Annotated in this window: 20 protein-coding genes and 1 pseudogene; 9 read left to right on the plus strand and 12 right to left on the minus strand. The window is 73.6% G+C overall.

All coding sequences use genetic code 11. The annotated features are described in order from the left end of the window. Window positions 1–166 precede the first annotated feature (166 nt). Together ACSP97_RS16140 and ACSP97_RS16145 are read left to right on the plus strand one after the other, a co-directional pair. A complete protein-coding gene (locus tag ACSP97_RS16140) occupies window positions 167–3130 on the plus strand; it encodes a BTAD domain-containing putative transcriptional regulator (protein ID WP_440558038.1) in 2964 nt (987 codons plus the stop codon). A 203-nt stretch (window positions 3131–3333) separates the two neighbouring features. Continuing rightward, window positions 3334–3531, plus strand: coding sequence for a hypothetical protein (locus ACSP97_RS16145; protein ID WP_355321834.1), 198 nt, complete (start codon window positions 3334–3336; stop codon window positions 3529–3531). A 140-nt stretch (window positions 3532–3671) separates the two neighbouring features. Here ACSP97_RS16145 and ACSP97_RS16150 read toward each other — a convergent pair whose 3' ends face one another. From ACSP97_RS16150 to ACSP97_RS16160, 3 genes are all read right to left on the minus strand, one after another. Further along, window positions 3672–4160, minus strand: coding sequence for a hypothetical protein (locus ACSP97_RS16150; RefSeq protein WP_440558040.1), 489 nt, complete (start codon window positions 4158–4160; stop codon window positions 3672–3674). A gap of 119 nt (window positions 4161–4279) precedes the next feature. Continuing rightward, window positions 4280–6661 (minus strand): serine/threonine-protein kinase, encoded by a 2382-nt coding sequence (locus ACSP97_RS16155; protein WP_355147993.1) that lies wholly within the window; start codon window positions 6659–6661, stop codon window positions 4280–4282. A gap of 199 nt (window positions 6662–6860) precedes the next feature. Then, entirely contained in the window at window positions 6861–7535 is a 675-nt protein-coding gene (locus ACSP97_RS16160) for a VOC family protein (RefSeq protein ID WP_358673778.1), read from the minus strand. Window positions 7536–7987: 452 nt separating this feature from the next. Here ACSP97_RS16160 and ACSP97_RS16165 point away from each other — a divergent pair, with 452 nt between their 5' ends. Further along, window positions 7988–8623, plus strand: coding sequence for a TetR family transcriptional regulator (locus tag ACSP97_RS16165; protein ID WP_355148199.1), 636 nt, complete (start codon window positions 7988–7990; stop codon window positions 8621–8623). A 122-nt stretch (window positions 8624–8745) separates the two neighbouring features. Here ACSP97_RS16165 and ACSP97_RS16170 read toward each other — a convergent pair. Continuing rightward, window positions 8746–8853, minus strand: a pseudogene (locus ACSP97_RS16170) (Lrp/AsnC family transcriptional regulator); the annotation flags it as partial. 134 nt (window positions 8854–8987) lie between these two features. Between ACSP97_RS16170 and ACSP97_RS16175 the strand changes: the two are divergent. Both ACSP97_RS16175 and ACSP97_RS16180 read left to right on the plus strand, forming a co-directional pair. Further along, window positions 8988–9653 (plus strand): pyridoxine/pyridoxamine 5'-phosphate oxidase, encoded by a 666-nt coding sequence (locus ACSP97_RS16175; protein WP_358673191.1) that lies wholly within the window; start codon window positions 8988–8990, stop codon window positions 9651–9653. A 269-nt stretch (window positions 9654–9922) separates the two neighbouring features. Continuing rightward, window positions 9923–11095, plus strand: coding sequence for a flavin-containing monooxygenase (locus ACSP97_RS16180; RefSeq protein ID WP_440558043.1), 1173 nt, complete (start codon window positions 9923–9925; stop codon window positions 11093–11095). Window positions 11096–11216: 121 nt separating this feature from the next. On the opposite strand, the gene ACSP97_RS16185 is transcribed toward ACSP97_RS16180, so the two are convergent. Next, complete coding sequence (locus ACSP97_RS16185) at window positions 11217–12575, minus strand: MFS transporter (protein WP_440558044.1); 1359 nt, start codon at window positions 12573–12575, stop codon at window positions 11217–11219. Between the two features lie 71 nt (window positions 12576–12646). Between ACSP97_RS16185 and ACSP97_RS16190 the strand changes: the two genes are divergently transcribed. Beyond that, window positions 12647–13642 (plus strand): GlxA family transcriptional regulator, encoded by a 996-nt coding sequence (locus ACSP97_RS16190; RefSeq protein WP_355148001.1) that lies wholly within the window; start codon window positions 12647–12649, stop codon window positions 13640–13642. A gap of 308 nt (window positions 13643–13950) precedes the next feature. Here the strand turns inward: ACSP97_RS16190 and ACSP97_RS16195 are convergent, their stop codons facing one another. The 3 genes from ACSP97_RS16195 to ACSP97_RS16205 all read right to left on the minus strand — a co-directional run bounded on the left by ACSP97_RS16195 (window position 13951) and on the right by ACSP97_RS16205 (window position 17070). After that, window positions 13951–14424, minus strand: a complete 474-nt coding sequence (locus tag ACSP97_RS16195) for an ATP-binding protein (RefSeq protein ID WP_355148201.1) — start codon at window positions 14422–14424, stop codon at window positions 13951–13953. An 811-nt stretch (window positions 14425–15235) separates the two neighbouring features. After that, complete coding sequence (locus ACSP97_RS16200; protein WP_440558047.1) at window positions 15236–16486, minus strand: MDMPI N domain containing protein; 1251 nt, start codon at window positions 16484–16486, stop codon at window positions 15236–15238. Then, the gene (locus ACSP97_RS16205; RefSeq protein WP_355148003.1) at window positions 16483–17070 is read right to left on the minus strand and encodes a sigma-70 family RNA polymerase sigma factor; all 588 of its coding nucleotides are present in this window, start codon (window positions 17068–17070) and stop codon (window positions 16483–16485) included. Before ACSP97_RS16205 ends, ACSP97_RS16200 begins: the two co-directional genes overlap by 4 nt. A gap of 342 nt (window positions 17071–17412) precedes the next feature. Between ACSP97_RS16205 and ACSP97_RS16210 the strand changes: the two genes are divergently transcribed. Both ACSP97_RS16210 and ACSP97_RS16215 read left to right on the plus strand, forming a co-directional pair. Beyond that, window positions 17413–17787 (plus strand): STAS domain-containing protein, encoded by a 375-nt coding sequence (locus ACSP97_RS16210; RefSeq protein WP_440558049.1) that lies wholly within the window; start codon window positions 17413–17415, stop codon window positions 17785–17787. A gap of 181 nt (window positions 17788–17968) precedes the next feature. After that, on the plus strand, window positions 17969–18484 hold the full coding sequence (locus ACSP97_RS16215; protein WP_358270398.1) for an EF-hand domain-containing protein: 516 nt from the start codon (window positions 17969–17971) through the stop codon (window positions 18482–18484). 84 nt (window positions 18485–18568) lie between these two features. Here the strand turns inward: ACSP97_RS16215 and purU are convergent, their stop codons facing one another. Both purU and ACSP97_RS16225 read right to left on the minus strand, forming a co-directional pair. After that, window positions 18569–19447 (minus strand): formyltetrahydrofolate deformylase, encoded by an 879-nt coding sequence (gene purU / locus ACSP97_RS16220; RefSeq protein WP_355148009.1) that lies wholly within the window; start codon window positions 19445–19447, stop codon window positions 18569–18571. A 46-nt stretch (window positions 19448–19493) separates the two neighbouring features. Beyond that, the gene (locus tag ACSP97_RS16225; protein WP_355148011.1) at window positions 19494–19994 is read right to left on the minus strand and encodes an SCO4402 family protein; all 501 of its coding nucleotides are present in this window, start codon (window positions 19992–19994) and stop codon (window positions 19494–19496) included. A gap of 117 nt (window positions 19995–20111) precedes the next feature. Here ACSP97_RS16225 and ACSP97_RS16230 point away from each other — a divergent pair, with 117 nt between their 5' ends. Then, window positions 20112–21443: an ABC transporter substrate-binding protein gene (locus tag ACSP97_RS16230; RefSeq protein WP_355321826.1), complete on the plus strand. Its 1332-nt coding sequence runs from the start codon at window positions 20112–20114 to the stop codon at window positions 21441–21443. Window positions 21444–21467: 24 nt separating this feature from the next. On the opposite strand, the gene ACSP97_RS16235 is transcribed toward ACSP97_RS16230, so the two are convergent. Further along, window positions 21468–22949 (minus strand): hypothetical protein, encoded by a 1482-nt coding sequence (locus ACSP97_RS16235; protein WP_440558052.1) that lies wholly within the window; start codon window positions 22947–22949, stop codon window positions 21468–21470. 201 nt (window positions 22950–23150) lie between these two features. Continuing rightward, window positions 23151–24536, minus strand: coding sequence for a transcriptional regulator (locus ACSP97_RS16240; protein WP_355148017.1), 1386 nt, complete (start codon window positions 24534–24536; stop codon window positions 23151–23153). Between the last annotated feature and the right edge of the window lie 147 nt (window positions 24537–24683).

A 24683-nucleotide genomic window follows, 5' to 3' on the forward strand; every position in this document is an offset into this window, starting at 1 on the left:
TGACGGCGCGTCAGTTGTCCTGCCGGGTCACGCGCGTGCGAAGAGCGTGTGAGAGGTTTGTGGACTGCCGTGCGGCGGCCTGTGATCGGCGTCTCCCACGGCTGACGCAACCACCCGGAACAAGGCAAACTGACGGGGTTGTCTGTGATGCCGAGGGGGCGAACGCATGGACGGTCGGCCGCGAGTACCCGAGCAGCGGCGACCCGGCTCCGCGACAGGCGCGGAGCCGGCGGCGCTGAGGTTCGGCGTGCTCGGTCCGGTGCGGGCCTGGCGCGGCGAGGAAGCCCTGCACACGGGCTCCCCCCAGCAGCGGGCCCTGCTGGCCGCCCTGCTGCTGCGCGAGGGCCGCACGGCCACGGCGGCGGAGCTGATCGACGCGCTGTGGGGTTCCGAGCCGCCGTCCCAGGCACTGGCGGCGGTCCGCACGTACGCGTCCCGGCTGCGCAAGGTGCTGGGCTCCGGCGTCCTGGTCACCGAGTCCGGCGGCTACGCGGTGCGCGGGCTCGGCGAGGCCGCGCTGGACCTCGTACGGGCGCAGGACCTCGGCGCGGAGGCGGAGAAGGCGCGCGGCACCGGCGATCTGGCCCGGGCCCGCGCCCTGCTCAACGAGGCGCTGGACCTGTGGGACGGGGAGCCCCTGGCGGGCGTGCCCGGCCCCTACGCCGAGACGCAGCGCGTCCGCCTGGAGGAGTGGCGGCTCGGCCTGCTGGAGTCCCGCCTGGACATGGACCTGGAGCAGGGCTGCCACGCGGAGGCGGTCTCCGAGCTGACCGCGCTCACCGCCGCGCACCCCCTGCGGGAGCGGCTGCGCGAGCTGCTGATGCTGGCGCTGTACCGCAGCGGCCGGCAGGCCGAGGCGCTGGCGGTGTACGCCGACACGCGCCGGCTGCTCGCCGAGGAACTGGGCGTGGACCCGCGCCCCGGGCTGCGCGAGCTCCAGCAGCGCATCCTCCAGGCCGACCCGGCACTCGCGGAACCCTCGGCGCCGGTCGCCGAGCCACCCGCGGCACCCGTACGCCCGGCACAACTGCCCGCCTCCGTACCGGACTTCACCGGCCGGGCCGCCTTCGTGGACGAGCTCAGCGCGGTGCTGGCGTCGGCCGGCGAGACGGAGGGCAGCGTCATGGCGGTCTCCGCGATGGCCGGCATCGGCGGCGTCGGCAAGACCACGCTCGCGGTGCACGTGGCCCACCGGGCCCGCTCCGCCTTCCCGGACGGCCAGCTCTACGTCGACCTCCAGGGCGCGGGCCACCGCCCGGCGGAACCGGAGACCGTCCTCGGCTCCTTCCTGCGCGCGCTGGGCACGGCGGACTCCGCGATCCCCGACTCGCTGGAGGAACGCGCGGCCCTCTACCGCTCGGTGCTGGACGGCCGCCGCGTCCTGGTCCTCCTGGACAACGCCAAGGACGCGGCTCAGGTACGCCCGCTGCTGCCCGGCACGGAGGGCTGCGCGGCCCTCGTGACGTCCCGGATGCGGATGGTGGGGCTGGCCGGGGCGCACCTGGTCGACCTGGACGTCATGTCCCCCGACGAGGCGCTGGCCCTGTTCACCCGGATCGTCGGCGCGGAACGGGTGACGCCCGAGCGGGAGGCCGCACTCGACGTGGTCGCCGCCTGCGGCTTCCTCCCCCTCGCCATCCGTATCGCCGCCTCCCGCCTCGCGGCCCGGCGCACCTGGACGGTCTCGGTCCTCGCCGCCAAGCTCGCCGACGAGCGCCGCCGGCTGGACGAGCTGCAGGCCGGGGACCTGGCGGTGAAGGCCACCTTCGAACTCGGCTACGGCCAGCTCGATCCCGCCCAGGCCCGCGCCTTCCGCCTGCTGGGCCTGGCCGACGGCCCCGACATCTCCCTGCCGGCCGCGGCCGCGGTCCTGGACCTGCCGCCGGAGGAGACGGAAGACCTCCTGGAATCCCTGGTCGACACCTCCCTCCTGGAATCCGCCGCCCCCGGCCGCTACCGCTTCCACGACCTGGTCCGCCTCTACGCCCGCGCGTGCGCCGAACGCGACGAGCGGCCGGCGAGCGGGAGGGGGGCGGCGATGTCGCGGTTGCTGGACTTCTATCTGGCGACGGCGGCGGGCGTGTACGCCATCGAGCGGCCGGGGGACCGGTTGGTGGACCATCTGGAACCGACCCGGCACCCGGGCCTGACCTTCAGCGACTCCAAGGGCGCCGTCGACTGGCTGCACGCCGAGGGGGACTGCCTGCTGGCCTGTGTCCGGCAGAGCGCCGGGCAGGGCATGCTGAGACGGGCCGTCGACCTGCTGTGGGTGGCCAAGGACCTCGCCGAGTCCGGCGCCAACTCCCACCAGTACGAGACGACCGCCGTCGCCGTGCGGGACATGGCGCGCGACGCGGGTGACCAGCGAGCCGAGGGCCGTGCGCGTACGGCGCTGACCAACGCGCTGCTGGTCTCCGACCGGTTCAACCAGGCCGACGAGGAGGCCCGGCTGGCGATCCAGTTGGCCCAGGCGGCGGACGATCTCGCGCCGTGCTGCTGGGTCCCCAACGACCGCGGCATCATCGCCCTCTACCAGGGCCGCAACGACGACGGCGAACGGCATCTGCGAGAGGCGATCACCAATTACCGCGCGGACGGCAACCTGCCGGGAGAGGCCAGCGCCCTGTGCAATCTCTCCCGGATCCATGTGAAGCTCGGCCGGCTCGACAGCGCGGTCGATCTCGCGGGACAGGGGCTGGCCCTCTACGACCGGCTCGGCATGACGCTGCGGGTCGCCAACGCGCGGCTCGCCCTGGGTATCGCGTTGAACGCCGCGGGCCGAAGCGACGAGGCGCTGGAGCAACTCCACGAGGCGTTGCGGCTGTTCCAGGACAACAGGCAACGTCTGTGGGAGGGGACGGCCAACTTCCGCATCGCGGAGGCACACTTCGCGGGTGGTCAGTACGCCCTCGCGGCGCGCCACGCCGAGCAAGCCCTTGCGCTCCGCGTCATCGGAGGTGATTGGATGCGGGCCAATGTGCTGACGACGCTGGGTCAGACGCTTGAGCGTCTCGGCCAGACGGACCGGGCACGTGCCTGCTGGCGTGAGGCACTCGCCGAGCACGAGCGGTCAGGCGCCGCGGAGGCGGAGCAGGTCAGAGCCTTCCTCCGGTGCACCGCGGCCGCCTGACGGACCGGCAGCACCCGCGTTCATTGTTTGTTTATCGCCGCTCGCCATCCTCATGAGTGCCGGTTCGTCGCGGCGGGGGGCCAGACGAACCGGCACCTGGTCTCACCGTTAGGGTGACGGCCTTGCAATCCGTCCGGCGGCCCTCGGGGGAGCCGCCGGACGCCCAATCGCCCTTTCAGGACGCCGACAGAAAGTTGCCGACGATGAGCGAGACCGCGAAGAAGACCAAGATCAGCACCCTGGAGAACCACGCCGGCAGCCCCGGCGACGGCTCGCTGGACAGCCACGTCGGCGTCGTGGCGGGCGACGAGACCATCAAGCCTCTCGAGAACCACGCCGGCGTCGTGGCCGAGGACATCGTGCAGCCCGCGGAGAACCACGCCGGCTCCGAGAAGGCGTAACGCCCCACAGACCACGGGGGACTGGTCCGACGGGGGCCACACAGGGGGATCGGCCGCGGCGGCGCGGAGGGGGAGCCGTCGCGGCCGACGTGTGTGCGAGCGCGTCCGCCTGCGGGAGTTCCGGGCGCGCTCGGGGAACCTCAGTCCACCGGGTAGGCGTCCGGCTGGGCCTCGCAGTGGTCGAGCGAGTCGAGGTCGGCGTCCTCGCCGAAGGGGATCTTCACGGACCTCGTGCCGTGCGCGGGGAGCGTGACGTCCGTGCTGCCGAAGGAGATCGTGAGATCGTCGTCGGCCACGAAGTTCACCCGCGCCGTGAAGGTGTCCTCCCGGTCGGTCGGGTTGGTGATCTCGACCGTCGCACAGGGCTTCTTCGCGGTGGCGCAGCCCACCAGCTCCACCGTGCCGTACCCCAGCACCGCGTTGGTGCTCGCATCGGGCGTCGGCGTCGCGTCGTCGCCCGTGCCGCTGCCGCTGCCGTCGTCGCCGAAGTCCTCCTCGTCGTCGTAGTCCGAGTGGGTGGCGTCGTGGTCCTGGTGCGAACTGCCGCACCCGCCGCCACCGCCCGAGTGGCTGCCGTGACCGTAGTGGTGGCCGGTGTAGGCGTTCACCGCGTGGCGGGGTTCCGGCACCCCGGGTAGCGTCGGCCCTGGGACGGCCGCCGTCCGGAGCCCTTCCGTGACACACCGGTACGACGGCCGTCGCACGACCCGCCCGCACGCGGGCACACGGCGGGCGCACGGCCGGCCCGTCACGCCGTACGAGCCGTCCCCGTCCCCTTCTCCGCGTCCAGCGCGTACACGCAGCGGTCCTTGCTGCACGCGTACACCACCCCGTCCTTGACCACCGGCGAGCCGGTGATCTCGCCGCCGGTGGCCAGCTTCCAGCGCAGCCGGCCGTCGTCGGCCTTGAGGGTGTAGAGCAGGTGGTCGGTGGAGCCGAAGTGGATCCGGCCCTCCGCCACCGCCGGGGCGCCCACCACGTCGCCGCCCGCCTGGAAGCGCCACTTGGGGGTGCCGGTGACCGCGTCCAGGGTGTACAGGCCCTTGCCGCTGCCGACGTGGACGTGCCCGGCGGCCACCAGGACCGGCTCGACGGAGGCGCGGGCCTCGGTCGCGATCCGCCAGCGGTCGCGGCCGTCGGCGGCGTCGAGGGCGTAGACCGTGCCGAGGTAGTCGGCGAGGTAGACGCCGCCGCCGGTGACGGCCGGTCCGGGGGCGAAGGCGGGCGGGCTGAGGAAGACCGCGGGGGCCTCGAAGTGCCAGCGCACCCTGCCGCTGACCGCCTCGACTGCGAGGACGCGGCTGCCCGCGGCGAGGTAGACGTGGCCGTCGGGGGCCGGGGTGAGGCGCACCGGGACGCCGCCGCAGGAGGCCGCGTCGCCGATCGGGTACGACCAGCGCTCCTCGCCGGTGCGGGCGTCCAGGGCGCGCAGCCGGGCGTCCTGCCAGACGTAGACCGTGCCGTCGTGGACGAGCGGGCCGGCCTCCGGGGACTCGAAGTCGGTCTGGCAGCCGGCGATCTCCCAGAGCTTCTGCCCGGTGGCCGCCTCCCAGGCCTGGACGCCCCCGCCGCGGGTGCCGGTGACGACGGTGCCGCGGTCGGCCTTGAGCGAGTACACCCAGGCGTCCGTGGACAGCCGCCACAGATCGGTGCCGCCGCGGGCGTCCAGCGCGAACAGGGTGGGGCCGTCGGAGGCGTGCACCCGGCCGTCCGCGACCGCCATGGACCAGGCCACGTCCCGCGTCTTGAACCGGCGCCGGCCGGTGGCCACGTCCAGGGCGTGCACCTCGAAGGAGGTGACGTAGACGAGGTCGCCGTCGACGGACGGGGTGCCCCAGACGTCGTTGGACATCCGGAACCGCCAGGGCCGCCAGCCGTTCGGCTCCGGAGGGCCGGGCGGGGCGGCCGGCACGGCGGGGTCGGCGCCGGCCGGACCGGGGCGCGGGCGGGTCCAGTTGGCGACCAGTCCGGCCTCCGGCGGGGGCGCCTTGACGGCGGCGGCACGGGCGTCGGCGACCCGGGGGCCGGGACCGATCGGCACCGGGGCGCCGGCCAGCCGGACCGGACCGGTGTCGGGGGCGGCGGCCGGGGCGGCGAAGGAGGCGGGGCCCTGGGCCGGCGCGACGGACGGGGCCGCAGGGACCGGGGGATCGTACGGGGGCGGCGGCGGAATCGTCGGGCGGGCGGCGGCGCGCGGCCCGGCGCCGGTCGTCGCCGGGGCGGGCTTGGCGGCGGGGCGTCCGCCGCGGCGGGCCTCGATCAGGGCCACGGCCTTCTCGGGCAGCCAGGCGGAGGCGGTGCCGCTGTCGTCGGAGCCGGAGCCGAACAGATGGGGTGCGAGCTGCGCCTGGAGATCCGCCGGGGTGGGCCGGGCGGAGGCGTCCATCTGCATGCACAGCTCGATGAGCGGGCGCAGTTCGTCGGGCAGGCCGGTGAGGTCCGGGCCCTCGCGCAGCAGCATGAAGACGGTCTCGACCGGGTTGGCGCCGTGGAAGGGCGGGTGGCCGGTGGCCGCGAAGACCAGCATGGAGCCGAGGGAGAAGACGTCGCTGGCGCCGGTGACGCTGCGGGAGTCCTTGGCCTGCTCGGGCGACATGTAGGCGGGGGTGCCGACGGCGACGTTCGTCATCGTCAGACGGGTGTTCGAGACACCGGAGGCGATGCCGAAGTCGATCACCCGGGGGCCGTCCTCGACCACCAGCACATTGGACGGCTTGAGGTCGCGGTGGACCAGCCCGGCGCCGTGGATCGACTGGAGGGCCTCGGCGACGCCCGCGGCGAGCCAGCGCACGGCCTGCGCCGGCAGCGGCCCGCAGTCGTTCACTATCTCCTCGAGGGAGGGCGCGGGGACGTACGCGGTGGCCAGCCAGGGCACCGCGGCGCGCGGATCGGCGTCGACCACGGCCGCCGTGTAGAAGCCGGAGACCGCGCGGGCCGCCTCCACCTCACGGGTGAAGCGGACCCGGAACAGCTGGTCCTCGGCCAGCTCGGTGCGCACCGTCTTGATCGCCACCCGCCGGCCGGACGCCGAGCGCGCGAGATAGACCAGCCCCATGCCGCCGGCACCCAGCCGGCCCAGCACCTCGAACGGCCCGATCCGCCGCGGATCGTGCTGCGTCAGCTGATCCACTTGCCTGCCACCTCCCCGTACTGGCCGTGCCACCCCATTGGTACGCGACCGAAGCGCAGCGTCTCACCACCGCACCGCCACGGCGGTCGCACCCCGATTCTTCCTGGCCGGACGGCCGGTTGCGAACCCGGCGACAAATCGGGATGTCTCCTTTCCATCACGGACACTCCAGGATCATTTCCGGAGCATCCGCCTCCGCTCACCGTCGCAGCAGTGCGAACGACGCCCCTTGATTGTCGGTGACGACGGCCACCCGCCCGTACGACGCCTCGAACGGCGCCGCCTGCACCCGGCCGCCGAGCCGCCGAACGGCGGCGAGCGCGTCGTCGAGGTCGACGACCCGGAAGTGGGTGAGGACGTGCGGGGGCATCTCGGCGGGGAAGACGTCGGTGACGTCGGCGCGGCCGAAGTCGGGCTCGGCGCCGGGGGCGAACAGGGCGTGGTGGAACAGGCCGCCGTAGAAGGTGTTGGCGCCGGTGGTGTCGCGGGTGTACAGCTCGGCCCAGGCGAAGGTGCCGGGCTCGTGACGGCGGCCGAACCCGGGGTGCCGGCGGGCCTGCCAGAGCCCGAACACCGCGCCCTCGGGGTCGGCGGCGAGTGCGGCCCGGCCGAGGTCGCCCACCGGATACGGGGCCACGACCAGTTGCCCGCCGGCCGCGACGATCCGCCGGCCGAGGGTCTGGGCGTCCGGGGTGGCGAAGTACACCGTCCACACCGTGGGCATCCGCCCGTCCGTCTTGCGCTCCAGCGCGGCGACCGGCTCCCCGCCGAGCCGCGCCCACACCGAGCCGCCGTACCCCTCCTCGAAGCTCCATCCGAAGAGCTCCCCGTAGAAGCGCTTGCCCGCTTCGAGGTCCGGCAGCTGGGCCTCGATCCAGCAGGGGGTGCCCTCCCGGTAGGGGGCCGGGGCGGCCGGCTTCGCGGCGGGCGGCGGCTGCCGCGGGCCGGCGCCCACGCGCGGGATCTCCTCGGTGTCGGGCCGCGGCATCTCCTGGGTGTCGGCGAGCCGCTCGTCTTCCCCGGAAGCGGGCTCCCCTTCCCCGGAAGGGGGCTCGGCGGCGGGTGCCCCGGGCGACTTTCCGGTGGCCGGCTCCTCGCGTCCCGCCTCCGGTCCGGGGTGCTCCCGGCCCTCCGGTGCGCCACGGTGACCCCCGTGTGGCTCTTCGTTCGCGGATGCCCTGTTTTCGGCCATGCCGTCAAAGTAACCGGGCGGCGCGCACCGCGCAGACCAGGCACACCACCGCCGATACGGGCGTGCACCCCATTTGCACTCGGCCGAATCGCGCTCTCGGCCCCCCTCGGTAAGCTGACGGCATGACAGGACAAGTGCGTACCGTCGACGGCCGCGTGGCCGGTCGACGTGGGCAGGCGACCCGGCAGAAGCTGCTCGACTGCCTCAGCGAGATGCTCAGCTCCTCCCCGTACCGGGACGTCAAGGTCATCGATGTCGCCCGGAAGGCGGGCACTTCGCCCGCGACCTTCTACCAGTACTTCCCGGACGTCGAGGGCGCCGTCCTGGAGATCGCCGAGCAAATGGCGGCCGAGGGCGCCGGATTGACCGAACTGCTCGAAGGGCGGTCCTGGGCCGGCAAGTCCGGTTGGCAGACGGCGCAGGAACTCGTGGACGGTTTCCTGGACTTCTGGAAGAAGCACGAGGCGATCCTGCGCGTGGTCGATCTCGGTGCCGCCGAAGGGGACAAACGGTTCTACAAGATCCGCATGAAGATCCTCAACTCGGTGAACAGCTCCCTCGCGGACTCGATCACGGAACTCCGGTCCAAGGGGCGCGTCGACAAGGACGTGAACCCCTCGGCGGTGGCCGGTTCGCTCGTCGCGATGCTCGCCGCGGTGGCCGCCCACCAGAAGGGCTTCTCCTCCTGGGGCGTGAAGCAGGCCGAACTCAAGCCGAATCTGGCCCTGTTGGTCCACCTGGGCGTGACGGGCCGCAAGCCGTCGAAATAGCCCGCTCCTCTTTCACCCGGTAGGTACCGGCACGTTCCTTTCTCCTCCACGGCACCAAGTCCTGTCTGACGGGCGGTGGTTCACCTCGGGTGAGCCGCCGCCCGCCGTGTTTTCCGGAGGGGTCAGGAGGGCAGCGGGCGGTCCCGTACGACGTGCTTCATCACCAGCGTGGAGGTCAGCCGCTGCACACCCGGCAGGGTCGCGAGCCGGTCGTCGTACAGGCGCTGGCTGCTCCTGGTGGAGCGGCTGGCGACCCTCTAGATGTGTGGTCCCGGGACGCCGGCGCCCGGCCGGGACCGACCGGGCGGGCGCTCGTGAGCGGTCCCGGCTGTGGGCGCGGCGGCACGGATGTGACCATGGGGGAATGGGAACTGATCTCCCGGCGCTGCTGAGGTCGCTGCGGGTGTGGGATGCGGGGACGACGACACTGCCCCCCTTCGACCCCGACACCGCCCCGCCCACCCCGCTGCCGCTGTTCACCGACTGGTTCGCGCAGGCCGTGGCGGCCGGGCAGCCGGAACCGCACACGATGTCGCTGGCCACGGCGGACGAGGAGGGGCGGCCGGACGTACGGATCGTGATGCTGCACGGCGCCGACCCGGACGGCTGGTCCTTCGCCACGCACGCCGGCAGCCGCAAGGGCCGGGCGCTGGAGGCACACCCCTACGCCGCCCTGGCCTTCTACTGGCCGGTGCTGGGCCGCCAGGTGCGGGTGCGCGGACCGGTGGCGCCCGCGCCCTACGAGGAGAGCCAGGCGGATCTGCACGCCCGGTCGACGGGCGCGCTGGCGGCGGCGCTGACCGGGCGGCAGAGCGAGGAGCTGGCCTCGGCGGACGAACTGCGCGACGCCTCGGCCGCCGCGTGGACCACGGCCCGCGAGAACCCGTCGGAGCCCGCCCCCACCTGGACCCTCTACCGTCTGCGCCCGGACACCGTCGAGTTCTTCCAGGGCGCCGCCGACCGCGCGCACATCCGCCTGGAATACCGCAGCACGGGGTTCGGCTGGAGCAGGGGGCTGCTGTGGCCGTAGGGGAACGCGTAGGGAAGGACCGGATGCGCCCTGGGGAAGGACCGTAAGGGAGCGCCGTAGGGGAACGCCCCCACGGCCGGTCGCTCACACGGTCATGGCGCGGACCACCGCGCGTCGCCTCCACCAACCTGACGCGACGTCAATCGGCTGTCTCGGCCGACCCCTTGCACACCATCCGCATACACCGCGCGCACACCCGTGATCAATCCGCAACCAATTCCGGTCTTGACCGAGACCCATCAACCGGGCGTCTGGTTACGCTCCCGCTCATGACCGACTCCCGCCCCGCCCCCACACCCCCCTCCCCGGCCCCCGCCGGCCACCCGGTGTACGTGATAGGCGCCGGTCCGGGCGGTCTGGCCGTCGCGCACGCGCTGCGGGAGCGCGGCGTACGGGCGGTCGTCCTGGAGAAGTCCGACCGGGTCGCCGCCTCCTGGCGGGGCCACTACGACCGGCTCCGGCTGCACACCACCCGCCGGCTGTCCGCCCTGCCCGGCCTGCGCATCCCCCGCCGGTTCGGCCGCTGGGTCGCCCGCGACGACGTGGTGCGCTACCTGGAGAAGTACGCGGAGCACCACGAACTGGAGATCGTCACCGGGGTGACCGTGCACCGGATCGAGCGCACCGGGGACGGCACCGGCTGGCTGCTGCGCGCCTCCGGCGGCCGCGAGCTGACCGGCGCCGCGGTGGTCGTCGCCACCGGCTACAACCACACCCCGCGCATCCCCGACTGGCCGAGCCGGGAGACGTACGAGGGGGAGTTCCTGCACGCGGGCGCCTACCGCAACGCGAAGCCGTACGCCGGGCGGGACGTGCTGGTCGTCGGCGTCGGCAACACCGGCGCGGAGATAGCCGTGGACCTGGTGGAGGGCGGCGCCGCGCGGGTGCGGCTCGCGGTGCGCACCGTGCCGCACATCGTGCGCCGCTCCACCCTGGGCTGGCCCGCGCAGTACTCGGCCGTGCTGGTACGGCGGTTGCCGGTGCGCCTCGTGGACCTGCTCGCCCGGCAGCAGGCCCGGCTGCTGCCGGACCTGTCCGCGCGGGGGCTGCCCCGCCCGGACACCGGGCTGTACAGCAGGGTGCGGCAGGGCGCGATCCCGGTGCAGGACGTCGGCCTGGTGGACGCGGTGCGCCGGGGGAAGGTGGAGGTGGTGGCGGCCGTGGAGGCGTTCGAGGACGGCAAGGTGGTCCTCGCCGACGGCACCCGGATCGCCCCGGACGCGGTGATCGCGGCGACCGGGTACACACGGGGCCTCGAAGGACTGGTGGGGCATCTCGGGGTACTGGACGAGCGCGGGCGGCCCGTGGTGCGCGGCGGCCGGACGCCCGCCCGGGCACCGGGCCTGTACTTCACCGGGTTCACCAACCCGATCAGCGGGATGCTGCGCGAGCTGGCACGGGACGCGGGGCGGATCGCCAAGGCGGTGGCCCGGTCGCGATGAGGGCCGGGCCTCCGGCACCGCGACAGACTGTCCGCGTGCCACGATGCTCGACGCCGACTTCTACGACGTCGACACCCAGGACGAGTACGGCTCGTCGTGAGCCGGGCCGGGCGGCCGTCGGTCAGACGGCCGGCAGCGGTGCGGGCCTTCTGCGGATGACGAGGGACATCAGCGCCGCCGCCGCGCACAGCGTGCCGGAGGCGTACCAGACGAGGTCGTAGGAGCCGAAGACGTCGCGGGCGACACCGCCGAGGTAGGCGACGACGGCCGCGCCGACCTGATGGGAGGCGAGCACCCAGCCGAAGACGATGGCGCTGTCGTCGCCGAACTGCTCCCGGCACAGGGCGAGGGTGGGCGGAACGGTGGCCACCCAGTCGAGGCCGTAGAAGACGATGAAGAAGATCATCGGCGGGTGCACCGAGGGGGCCAGCAGCATCGGCAGGAAGACGAGGGAGAGGCCGCGCAGGGCGTAGTAGAGCGCCAGCAGGCGGCGGGGCTCGAAGCGGTCGGTGAACCAGCCGGAGGCGACGGTGCCGACGACGTCGAACACACCGATCACCGCGAGCAGCGAGGCCGCCGTGGTCACCGGCATGCCGTGGTCGTGCTCGGCGGGCACGAAGTGGGTCTGCACCAGGCCGTTGGTGGAGGCGCCGCAGATCGCGAAGGTGCCGGCGAGCAGCCAGAAGGTGCCGGTGCGCACCGCGGTGGACAGGACCCCGAGGGTGCGGCGGGCGGCGCCGGTGGCGGCGGCCGGCTTGGGTATGAACTCCGGTGCGCCGTACGGCTTCTGGCCGACGTCGGCGGGGTGGTCGTGCAGCAGCAGCCAGACGAGCGGGACCACCGCGAGGGCGGCGAGGGCGACCGTCACGGCGGCGGGGCGCCAGCCGTGGTGCTCGACCATCCAGGACAGCAGCGGCAGGAAGACCAGCTGGCCGGAGGCGGACGCGGCGGTCAGGATGCCGCTGACCAGTCCGCGCCGCTCGGTGAACCAGCGGTTGGTGACCGTGGCGGCGAACGCCAGCGCCATCGACCCCGTGCCGAGCCCGACCAGCAGCCCCCAGCACAGCCACAGCTGCCAGGCGGCCGTCATCCACACGGTCAGCCCGGAGCCCAGGCTGATCACGAGCAGCGCGAGGGCGACGACCCGCCGGATGCCGAAGCGGTCCATCAGCGCGGCCGCGAACGGCGCGGTGAGGCCGTAGAGCGCGAGGTTGAGGGAGACGGCCGCGCCGATCGTGCCCCGCGACCAGCCGAACTCCTGGTGCAGCGGGTCGATGAGCAGGCCGGGCAGGGAGCGGAAGGCGGCCGCGCCGGTGATCGTGACGAAGGTGACGGCGGCGACGAACCAGGCGCGGTGCACCCTCGTACGGGTACGGCGATCCGGCTCGGGTGCAGTGGGGACGGAGGCCGGGGCGGTGGCCGCGCCGGGGACCGCGGCCGGGTCGGCGACGGTGGCCGCGTCTCGGTTTGTCTGAGTCACGTCATAGAGCTTCGGGTCTCCCCTCCCGCGCATCGAGTGGCCCGAAGGACAGCCTTCGCTAGGATCGGGCCATGGCCGCCTCCGAGACGTTCCGTGCGCACCGGGTCGCCGTCCTCGCCCTGGACGGCCTGCTCCCCTTCGAACTGGGCATCCCGCACCGCTTCTTCGGCCGCGCCCGGGACGAGCGGGGCCGGCACCTGTACGAGGTCTTCACCTGCTCTGTGCGGTCGCCGGGCGAGGTGGAGACGGACGCCGACTTCAGCATTCACGCGCCGCACGGCCCGGAGGCGCTGGCCCGCGCCGACACGGTGATCGTCCCCGCGTCGTACGAACTCGGCCCGGTCTACGAGGAGGGCAGGCTGACCGGGGAACTGGCCGCCGCGCTCGCCCTGATCCGGCCCGGCACCCGGCTCGCCTCCATCTGCACGGGCGGGTACGTCCTCGCCGCCGCCGGCCGCCTCGACGGCCGCCCGGCGACCACCCACTGGTCCCACGCCGACCACTTCCAGCGGATGTTCCCGCGGGTCAAGGTGGACGCGGACGTGCTGTTCATCGACGACGGGGACGTGCTGACCTCGGCCGGGGTGGCCGCCGGGATCGACCTGTGCCTGCACATGATCCGCCGCGACCACGGCACCGCGGTCGCCAACGACGTGGCCCGGCACACGGTCGTCCCCCCGTACCGCGACGGCGGCCAGGCCCAGTACATAGCGCGTCCGCTGCCCGAGCCGCAGCTCGCCACCACCGCCGCCGCGCGCGCCTGGGCGCTGCGCCGGCTGCACGAGCCGATCCAGCTGCGCGACATGGCCGGGCAGGAGGCCATGTCGGTGCGCACCTTCACCCGCCGCTTCCGCGAGGAGGTCGGCATCAGCCCCGGGCAGTGGCTCACCCGCCAACGCGTGGAGCGGGCACGGCAGTTGCTGGAGACCACCGACCTGTCCATGGACCAGGTGGCGCAGGAGGCGGGCTTCGGTACGTCCCAGTCGATGCGGCAGCACCTCCAGCAGGCGCTGGGGGTGACACCGACGGCCTACCGGCGGACGTTCCGGACGCTCGCGACCCGGTAGCCGCAGCCTTCTCGACGTCCTCCACGGGCAGCCCGGGACGGACCGGTCCGGAATCGGAACGGGGAGAAGTTGTCCACAACCTGTGGACAGGGGGGCGGTGCGCGCTCCCGCCACCGGCGACGCCCGAGCCGTCCGTCGGCACGGCGGGGTCGCCGGGGGGACCGGAGGCGGTCCGGTGAACGACCTTGACCCGGCGGCCCGCGGCGCGGCCTCCCCTCGCCGCCCGCACCTGCCGCCGCCCGGTGCGGCCCGCACCCGGCGCGGCGCTCCGGCACCGCCTCGGGCCCGGCGCGTCCGCGCGGCCGGGGTCACACCGCTTCGAAGGCGAAGTCCTCGTAGCCGGACGGCCCGCCGCCGTACGCCACCGCCGCGTTCCCGTCGCTCTGGCCGCAGCGGTCCACCTCGCACCAGATGCTCTTGCCGGCTCCCTCACGGCTCCAGCCCCAGCGGTCGGCGAGACAGTCCACGAGGGCCAGGCCCCGGCCGCCGGTGGCGTCCTGGCCGACGCAGCGCGGCACGGGGGCGCGCGAGCAGGTGTCGGTGACCTCCACCCGCACGGTCGGCGAGGGGGCGGCGACGGTGCGCGCGCCCGGCAGCGAGAGCCGCAGCACCGCCGGGCGGCCGGTGTGCACCACGGCGTTGGTGACCAGCTCGGACACGAGCAGGACGAGGGTCTCGGCCAGCGGCTCGTCGGCCGCTATGCCCAGCCCGCCGAGCCGCGACCGGGCCCACTTCCTGGCACGCCCCACTTCCGCGGGGTCGGGCCGGATCTCCAGCTGCACTTGAAGCACCTGCACCGCTCACACCATCCGAACCGGCGATACCACGGCCCCACGCCATCGAACCGTCCCGGCCTCAGCCGTGACGACGATCACGAGGGCCACGATCGTAGCCATTTTCTGCATGGCCTGGACTACAGCCCGAGCAAGGGTCACGGAACGTGATTTCCTTGCAGCACAGCATGGTTGACGTACAGTCACCCCAACAAGCGCTTCGGGCATATTCCCTCGCGAAGGAGTACGCGTAGGGCATACTGTGCGACGCTCACGCCGGGGAGTCGAACAGGCGGGGGCCGCGGCCCGGTCCGCCCGGCGAGAAGCGGCGCGCACCGCGTTTCCCGGCGCCGCCCCAAGGGCACCGCCGGCACCGCCCGCGCTCGCTGCCACTCGCATCCCACACAAGGTACCGGAGCAGCTGCCGACTGCGGGCCGTGACGAGCCCCCGTCCAGGACACAACCCGATATCAACGCTCTGTGATTTCGAGACGCCACGATCCGCGACATCTTGGGCCAACGCTTTGGTCGCGTGGCCGCTCCGGGCGGGCGCTGGGCCGGTCGGGCGGGCAGACGGCCGCGGGCGTCTCCTCACTCTCCGTGGGCCGCCGCCGCGCCGGGTCCGCACTCACGCGCGCCGGGGACGCGCAGGGACGTGGAAGTCGTCGCCGTCCCGGCGGGCGCGGGTGCGCGGAGCCTGCGTCCGGTTCGCCGGACCCCCGGCACCGGGCGGCGCCACGCGACGACATCCCGCGGAGACGCTCAAGTACCGGTCACGGCGGGGCGGTTCTCCGACCGGGGGACGGCGTGACCGCCCCGCTCACATCCGGCTCAGCGACGCCGTCGCGAAGAGCACGTCCCTGATCGCCTCGCGGTCGCCCAGCTGGCCGGCGGCGGCTTCCTCCGGGGAGAGGTGACCCGCGGCCAGATGACAGAACTCCACGCCGTCCAGGGCGACATGGGCGACCTCGTGGTCGGCGGAGCCCGCCGCGGCCGGGGAGTCGAGCGGGATCAGCCACTGGCCGCCCGCGGCGCCCTCGATCTCCAGGCGCAGGCTGCGGCCCGGGGCGCCGGCGGGGACCAGGTGGCGGGTGCCGCCGGGCGGGGCGGACAGGCCGGCCCGGCGGCGTTCGGCGAGGGCGCCCGGCAGCAGGCGGGCGGCCAGGTCGATCATCTTGTGCAGATGGCGCGGGGCCGGGGGCCGGTACGGGTAGTCCACCGCGACCGCGATGTCCTCCGCGTGCACCCAGCAGCCGAAGGCGCGCTCCAGCATCGCGTCGTGCAGCGGGAGTTCGAAGTCGCCGTAGGACACGGCGAGCCCGCCCGCGCTGCCGCCGGTGAAGGAGACCGTCCGCACCAGGCCGTGGCTCTGCTCCCGCCAGGGCGCCCGCACCGCGCGGGTCGGCGGGCAGGGGGCGGCGCGCCAGAACGCCTCCGTGCGCGCGGCCGGGCCCGCCGGACTCGCGAGGTCCGCCAGCGGGTCCTCCAGGCCGAGCGCCGCCGCGATCAGCCCGTCCACCGACAGCAGGTGCGCGATCACCCCGGCGACGGTCGTACGACGGCCCACCTGGGTGTCGTCCTCGAACCAGCGCAGCCGCACCGGCGCGTGCCACTCCGCGTCCCCGAAGTCCTGGAGCAGCGCGTCCAGGCGGGCGGTCTCCGCGTCGTACGGCGCCGCCCACTCGGGCACCGGGATGCGCGGCGGCCGGCGGTCCAGGCAGGAGCGCAGCACGCGGGTGCGCAGCGCCGGGTCCAGGTCGAGGGTCTCGGGCTGTTGCAGCAGACCGACGGCCTCGCGCAGCCGGCGGGCCTCGTCGGCGCAGCCGCCGCAGTCGCCGAGGTGGTGCTCCACGGCCGCGGTCTCCGCCGTCGAGCAGGCGGCCAGCGCCCACGCGCCGAGCAGTGACTTCAGCACGTCGTGCGGCAGATCGAGCGGTGGCGCCGCCGCCTCGCCGGGGCCGGGGCGTCCGGGCGGCACGAACCCGCTGTCCTCGACGGCGGTGCGGGGCATCGGTATCCGCCGCTCGTACGGCTCGCCGAGGTCCGCCCGGTGTTTCTCCGCGCCGCTCACACCGCACCGCCGTAGCCCGGAGGGGTGCCCGTGTCGTGGGCCGTGGCGAGGAGCTGGAGGCCGAGGCGGAGCCGGCGGCGGGCCTCGTCCTCGGTGACGCCGAGGTCGGCCGCCGTCTGGCGGTAGTCGCGGCGCTGGAAGTAGGCGAGTTCGAGGGCGCGGCGCAGCGGCAGGGGCATGGAGTGCACGATGTAGTCGGCGCGGGCGGCCACCGAGGCGTGGCGCACCTTGCGTTCCAGTTCCTCGTGCGCCGGCGGCTCGCCGGGGTCCCGGTCCGCCTCCTGCCCGCGCTCCTCCTCGCGGTCCCGCAGCCGCTGGACGGCGAGCCGGTGGGTGACGTCCGCGATCCAGGTGCGCAGCGGGCTCTGCCGGGGGTCGTAGGTCTCGGGGTGCTCCCAGATGTGCGCGAAGACCTCGCGGGTGACGCCGTCGGCGGCCTTCTCGTCGCCGAGGACGCGGTGGGCCAGGCTGTGCACCAGGGAGGCGAACCGGTCGTACACCTCGCCCAGCGCGGCCGCCTCGCCCCGGGCGAGCCGCTGCTGCATCTTCCGGTCCCAGCGCGGTGGTGCGTCCTTCTTGGCCATGGGGTCCCCTCCCCTCGCCCGTCGTCCGGCCTGCCGGACCTGTGCGGCCGTCGTGCCGAATGTAGTCGGCACGATGCACGACGCATGCTTCTTTGTGCCAAAGTGCGCCCCCCGGCGCACCGCAGGTGATAGTGCCCCCTTCACATTTCCTTCACACGCGACTCCTGCATATCTGATCAAAGTAGATCGGTAGTGACCGGAACAAGCCCCTAAGTGATCGTGTGCTGTTTACCGCATCGAGTTTCAGGGAAACGCGGCTGGGCAGCCGCGCGGAATGAAACGTAGGAACTGCTTCCGTTTCCGGGCTGTTCCGGGAGAACCGGCGAGCGGAGGGGCTGGGCCGTGGCATTCAATGTGACCGGCGTCGAAAAAGGCGAATGGGCCGTGCTCCACGTACGCGGCGAGCTGGACCTCATGACTTCGCCGGTGCTGCGCCAACGGGTGCACGACGTGGTGGCCGACGGCCACCACAGCCTCGTCGTGGACCTCTCCGACGTCTTCTTCTGCGACTCCAGCGGGGTCGGCGTGCTGGTCGCCGCGCGTCGTCTGATCCGCTCCTGCCAGGGCCGGCTGCGGCTGGTCCTGCCCGACCGGGGCGCCGACGACGGCTCGCACGTCAACCGCGTCCTCGGCGCGCTCGGCGTGCGCCGCCTCTTCGACGTCCACCCGGACCTCGACTCCGCCACGACCGAGGAGGCGGGCCCCCTGTCCGCGTGAACCCCGAACCCGCGGGGGCCTGTGCATCCGCCCACACACCGGACTTTGCGACAAGACCACACTCTTGGCGTCGAATTCCCCCGGACTTGGCATAACCATCGGTTTTCCGTCACCTTGCCGTCACGCGCGTCGTACGCTCCGTGGATCACCCCCCACGCACACGTAAGGCGGCCCGAACGACATGGTCAGCACCGAGTACGAGCGCCGGATCGCAGCCCGGTTCGCCACCTTCGACCAGGACGGCAACGGCTTCATCGCCCGCGAGGACTTCAACGCGGTGACCAAGGCGCTGCTCACCGAGTTCGCGGTGCCCGCCCGCTCCGCGAAGGGCCAGGCGCTGTACGCCGGCGCCGAGGCGTTCTGGCAGGGCATGGCCGGGATCGCGGACCGTGACGGCGACCAGCGCATCACCCGGCAGGAGTTCGTCAGCGGCGCGGTCAAGCGGCTGCGCGACAACCCCGAGCGGTTCGCCGAGATCGCCCGCCCCTTCCTGCACGCGGCACTGGCCGTCGCGGACGCCGACGGGGACGGCCGGGTCACGGTCGCGGAGGCCGTACGCGTGCTGCGGGTGTGCCAGGTCCCGGAGGAGGCCGCCGGCCCCGTCGCCGCCGCGCTGGACGCGGACGGGGACGGGGAGATCGGCGAGCGGGACGTCGTACCGGCGTTCGCGCGCTACTTCACCATCGCCGAGCAGTGAGCCGAGGCGAACGGACGGCCCTGCGGGCGGACGGGCGGACGGGCCGCCCGGTGGCCGGTCGGGCGCGCGGCCCGGAGAACCGGCTCAGGCGAAGACGACCGTGCGCCGCCCGTTCAGCAGGATCCGGCGCTCCGCGTGCCACTTCACCGCACGGGCCAGCGCCTGGCACTCCACGTCCCGGCCGATGGCCACCAGCTGGTCCGGGGTGACGTCGTGGCGGACGCGCTCGACCTCCTGCTCGATGATCGGCCCCTCGTCGAGGTCGGCCGTCACGTAGTGCGCGGTGGCGCCGATCAGCTTGACGCCGCGGGCGTGCGCCTGGTGGTACGGCTTGGCGCCCTTGAAGCTCGGCAGGAAGGAGTGGTGGATGTTGATGATCCGGCCGCTGAGCCGCTTGCACAGGTCGTCCGAGAGGACCTGCATGTACCGGGCGAGGACCACCAGCTCGACCCGCTCCTCGCGGACGATGTCGAGCAGCTTCGCCTCGCCCTCCGCCTTGGTGTCCTTGGTGACCGGAATGTGGTGGAAGGGGATGTTGTAGGAGCCGACCAGCTCCTCGAACTCGGTGTGGTTGGACACCACGCCGACGATCTCCACCGGCAGCGCGCCGCTGCGCGCCCGGAACAGCAGGTCGTTCAGGCAGTGCCCGAACTTGCTCACCATCAGCAGGACGCGCATCTTCGCGTCGGCCCGGTGGATCTGCCAGTCCATGTGGAAGGAGTCGCCGACCGCGGCGAAGCTCGCGCGCAGCTTGTCCACGGTGACCGGCTCCTCGGCCGTGAAGTGGACGCGCATGAAGAACAGGCCCGTGTCGTGGTCGCCGAACTGCTGGCTGTCCTCGATGTTGCAGCCGGTCATGAACAGATAGCTGGACACCGCGTGCACGATGCCCTGCTTGTCCGGGCAGGACAGGGTGAGGACGTACTGGTCGGCCGGGGCGGCGGGCGCGGGCTGCTCGTTCATGCACCACAGAATCCCACACCGCTCCCCGGCCGCGGGCCGACGTCCGCTAAGCGGACCTGGTCATGATCCGCAGCACTTCGAGGCTCTTCGGCGGGGCGTCCGGATCGTCGCCGTCGCTCGCCGCGAGCCGTATGTGGGCGTCCCGGGCCGCGCGCACCGCCTCCGGCCAGCCCTGATGCTCCAGGTAGGCGGCGACCGGGGCGTCCGGTCCGACCTGGTGCATGATCCGCAGCACCCGCAGCACGGCGGTGTCGACGAGCGCCGCCTCCTGCGAGTCCCGGAAGATGGTGCCGACGTACTTCTCCGCGGACCAGTTGTCCAGCCAGGTGTCCTCCACCAGCCGGTACACGGCGTCGGTGACGTCGCCGTAGCCGTCCACCCCGGCCAGCCAGACGTCCCGCTGGAAGACGGGGTCGGAGAGCATGTGCAGTGCGGAACGCACATGTGTGCGCCAGCGCCACCACGGCATGTCGTTCACAGGCATGCCGCCCATGGTGGAGGAGCGACGGCCGCGACGGGAAGAGTTCTCCGAACCTTGCACGGTCAACGATCGTACGTTCCGCCCGCCCGGAGTTTCAGCGGCCCCCGCAATTCACCCGGGCGTCACCTTCCGTCGACCATGGGTCACTCCCGGGTTAGCGGTGTGGGGGAATGGTGCGGGTTCATGACCGGCAGGCCCCGCACCACCCGCACGTCCCCCTCCCCCGCCACCCCGTTCTCCCGCCCCGGCAGGGCCGCCGCCCTGTCCCTGGGCGCGATGGCCCTGTGCACGTCGCTCACCGCCGGCTGCGGGGTCCTGCCCTCGGTCACGGGCGACGCCGGGGACACCGTCAAGGTCATGACCTGGGCCCCGCAGGACACCGGCGCCACCAACAAGCCGGGCATGCCCGCGATGGCCCTCGCCTACGCCAAGTGGATCAACTCCCACGGCGGTCTGAACGGCCGCAAGCTGGAGGTCCTGACCTGCAACGACCACAACGACAGCGTGGCCGCCGCCAAGTGCGCCCGGCGCGCGGCGGCCGAGAACGTGGTCGCGGTCGTCGGCTCCTACAGCCAGTTCGGCGACTCCTTCCTCGCCCCGCTGGAGAGTGCCGGCATCCCCTACATCGGCGGCTACGGCGTCACCGACGACGAGTTCACCGGCCCGATGTCGTACCCGGTCAACGGCGGCCAGCCCGCCCTGCTCGCCGGTCTCGGCCGGGCGCTCGGGGCGAGCTGCGGCCGGGTCGCGCTGGTCCGCCCGGACAGCATCGCGGGCGACCAGCTGCCCGCCATGCTCGACTCGGGGCTGAAGGCGGCCGGCCATCCCGGGGCGGGCGACCAGCTGGTTGCCGAGGACCTCACCGGCTACGACGACCAGTCCGACCGGGCGCTGAGGTTCGCGAGCGGCGACACGCTCCGCAAGGGCTGTGTGGTGCCCGCGCTCGGGGACCGCACGGACACCTTCATGGACTCCTTCCGCCGGGCCCGCGCGGACTTCCCGGCGGTGCGCCTGGGCACCGTGCTGGGCAGCGTCGACCAGACGATGATCAACTCCACCGGCGGGGCGTCGGGGCCGTACGAGGGGGCGTACGTCACCGGCTGGTACCCGCCGGCCTCGGACCCGCGCTGGAAGCCGATGAAGCGGGTGATCAGCGAGGAGGCCTTCGACGACAACCGCATCGATCCCGCGGACGCCGGGGTGCAGACCACCTGGATCGCCTACACCGTGTTCAAGGCCGTCCTGGACAGGATCGGCGGCGGCGAGGTGAGCGCCGACTCCGTGCGCAAGACCCTGAACAGCGGTCTGCGGGTCTCCACCGGGGGGCTCACCCCCACCCTGTACTGGCCCTACGAGGGCAAGCTGGCCTCGGTCGGCTTCCCGCGGATGGTCAACGCCGACGTCACCCTCCAGGTGGTGCGCGGCGGCGAGCTGGTCGCGGCCGGCCAGGGCGTCGGCGGGATCGACGGCACGGCGGACATGACCGGCACCCTGGAGAACGCGGACGTGCGGTGACGCACGCCCGCGTGCCCGGCCGGCTCAGAGCTGGGTCGGCTGGCGCTGGGTCAGGCCGTACTTCTGGGCGATGGCGTTCCACAGCGCCGCCGCCTTGGTCTTCTGCTGGCTGGCGGTGCCGCTCGCGCGGTTGCCGGCCTGCGCCTCGTCGGTGACCTTGGCGTGGCCCTTGTGGCAGGTCCGCTTGCCACCGCCCTTGACCTGGTCGGCCCAGGCCGCGTAGTGGTTGTCGGCCGACGCCGACGCCCGCCAGGCCTTGGTGAGGGCGTCCGTCAGGGCGGCGTTGTCCGGCAGCTTGTCCACGCCGAGCTTGCCGAGCCGGGTGACCAGCTGGCCGCGCTGCCCGGCCGCGTCGCGCAGCGAGGAGGCGGCCTGGTCCAGGCTCGCGCACTGCTTGACGTCGGCCACCGACTTGATCACCGCGGCCCGGCTGCTGCCGCTGTCGGCGAGCAGCTTGTCCAGCTCGACCGCCTGCGCCCGCGCCGGGTCGACGGCGGGCCCCGAGCTCTGCGGGGCCGCGGAGGTGGCGGCGACCGTCTTGTTGTCGTCCGTGCTGTCCGAGCCGCCGCCGCTGCTGAGCAGCGCGCCCGCGCCCACGCCGACCACGACGATGCCGACGCCGACGGCGGCGATCAGCGGCACCTTCGACGGCTTGCGCCGCGGCCGCTCGTCCTGTCCGTCCTCGCGTCCGGGCCGCGCGGAGTACGCCGTCTGGGGCGAGGCGTACTGCGGCGGGTAGGCGCCCGGCTGCTCGACCCGCGGCAGCTGCGCGGTGGCCCCGGCCGGGGCGTTGCGGAAGAGGTTGTCGAACTCGGCGGGCGGCTGCCGGTCCCCGCCCTGGCCCTGGCCCGGTGCCTGCCCCGGCTCCTGGTACGGCGGGATGTACTGGGTCGCCTCGGCGTCCGGCGACGGCCGCTGGTCCGTCAGACCCAGGAAGCGGGTCTCCTCGCCGGCCGACTGGGGCGGCAGCGCGCCCCCGGTCACCGGCGGTATGTACTGCGTGGCGCCCTCGTCGGCGGGGGCCGCGGGCACCGGCGGCAGGTACTGGGTGGCGCCTTCGGCCATCGGGGGCAGGGCGCCGGGGGCCTGGTAGCCGCCCGGCGCGGCGGGCGGCAGCGGCGCCGCGGCCTGGCCGGGCGCCGGGTACTGCGGCTGCTGGTGCTGATGCTGCTGATACGGGTCCTGGGCGCCGTAGCCCGGCTGCTGACCGCCGTACGACGGGGCCGGGGCGCCCTCCGGGGGCAGCGGTCCGGCGCCGGACGGGGGCTGCTGCGCCGGGACGCCGTGGTCGGTCCACTGCTGGGCGGCCGCCGGGGGCCAGTCCTGGTCCGGCCGGCCCGCCTGGGGCGTCTGCCGGCCGGGCCCCCAGGATCCGCCCCAGGCCTGTCCGCCGGCGGGCGTGGCGTGCGTGCCCGGCAGCAGGGGCTCTCCTCCGTCGGAGGGCAGCACGATGCCTTCGCGCGCGGGTTGCGCCGAGAGCTCCTCGCCCTGTCCACTCTGCGTCACCGGGACTCCTACCAATGGGGGACCTTGTGAATCGTCGGCTCACGCTACCGGGTCCCCGGAGCCGGGTGCTACGCAGCTCGGTCCGCTTCCTCCCCTTCTGCCACGGCAGTAACGGAACGATCCCCCGCGACGCTGTATATGACCCCGGTCGCATTCCCGGGTGGCGTTCGCCACACGTTCACCCGGGCGCGGGGCCGGTGTTCACGCGGCCTGCTGGAGTTCGAGGCGCGCCCCGAACTCCCGCACCACCGCCTCGTCCCGGAAGGGTTCGAGCCGCTGCTGGAGGTCGTCCAGGTACTCCGCGCCCCGGTTGGAGCGCAGCGTCTCCAGCAGGTCCACCGCCTTCATGCCGGTGGCGCAGGCCTGTTCGACCTCCCGCTGCTGCACCTGGGCGGTGGCGAGCAGCACATAACCGATCGCGCGCCTGCGGGCGCGGGACTCGGGATGTCCGGCCAGCGCCTGCTCGGCGCAGCGGGCCGCCTGCTCGGCCTGCCCGAGATCGCGGTGGCAGTGCGCCAACTCGTCGGCAAGATACGCCTCGTCGAAGTGGCGGATCCACGCCGGGTCGTCCCCGGAGCCGGCGTCGCACCGCTCCATGGACGCGATCGCCCGCCCGGTGGCGGCGTCCGCGGCGCGCGCGTCACCGAGCAGGGCGTGCCCGCGGGCCTCGGCCGCGTGGAACATCGCCTCCACGCGCGGTGTCACATGCCCGCGCGCGCCCTCCTGCGCGGCCCGTGCCAACTGGGCGATCTCGCGCGGGTTGCCGAGCTGCGCGGCGAGGTGACTCATGGACGCGGCGAGCACATAACCGCCGTACCCGCGGTCACCGGCGGCCTGCGCGAGCCGCAGCGACTGGATGTAGTACCGCTGGGCCAGGCCGGGTTGGCCGGTGTCCACGGCCATGTATCCGGCCAGCTCGGTCAACCGGGCGACGGCGGCGAACAGTTCACGCCCGGTCGACTCCCGGTAGGAGCCGGCGAGCAGTCCGGAGACCACGCTGTTGAGGTAGTGCACCAGGACCGGGCGCACATGGCCGCTGCCGAACTGGTGGTCCAGGTCGGTCAGCGCCTGGGTCATGGACCGCACGGCGGCCACGTCGGCCTGGCCCACCCGCGGGCCCGCCTGCCGGGCCACCTGGGCGTCCGGCGCGGAGATCAGCCAGTCGCGGCTGGGCTCGACCAGCGCGGAGGCGGCGACGGAGGACCCGGAGAGGAAGTCCCGGCGCCCCACGTCGCTGCGCCACAGCTCGCAGACCTGCTCGATGGCGCCCAGCACCGTCGGCGAGAACTGGAGGCCGACCCCCGAGGCGAGGTTCTTGCCGTTGGCCATGCCGATCTCGTCGATCGTGACCGTACGGCCGAGCTTGCGGCCGAGCGCCTCCGCGATGATCGCCGGGGCGCGGCCCCGGGGCTGCTGGCCGCGCAGCCAGCGGGCGACGGACGTCTTGTCGTAGCGCAGGTCGAGGCCGTGCTCGGCGCCGCACACGTTGACCCGCCGGGCCAGCCCGGCGTTGGAGCACCCCGCTTCCTGGATGAGTGCCTGCAGCCGTTCGTTCGGCTGCCTCGCCACGAGAGGCCTTGCGGCCATGTGCTACCCCCTGCGAACCCCTGGAGCGTGGACCGTGTCGGAAAGATCACTGCCCGGCTGATATACCGTCAATGCACGACATGTGCGGTTTGCCGGGTACAGGCTGATGCCAACCCCCACCCTGGCTACCCAACTCACGCCCTGCCC

The organism is Streptomyces sp. SCPE 10 (assembly GCF_051980735.1).
GTDB classification, from domain to species: domain Bacteria; phylum Actinomycetota; class Actinomycetes; order Streptomycetales; family Streptomycetaceae; genus Streptomyces; species Streptomyces misionensis.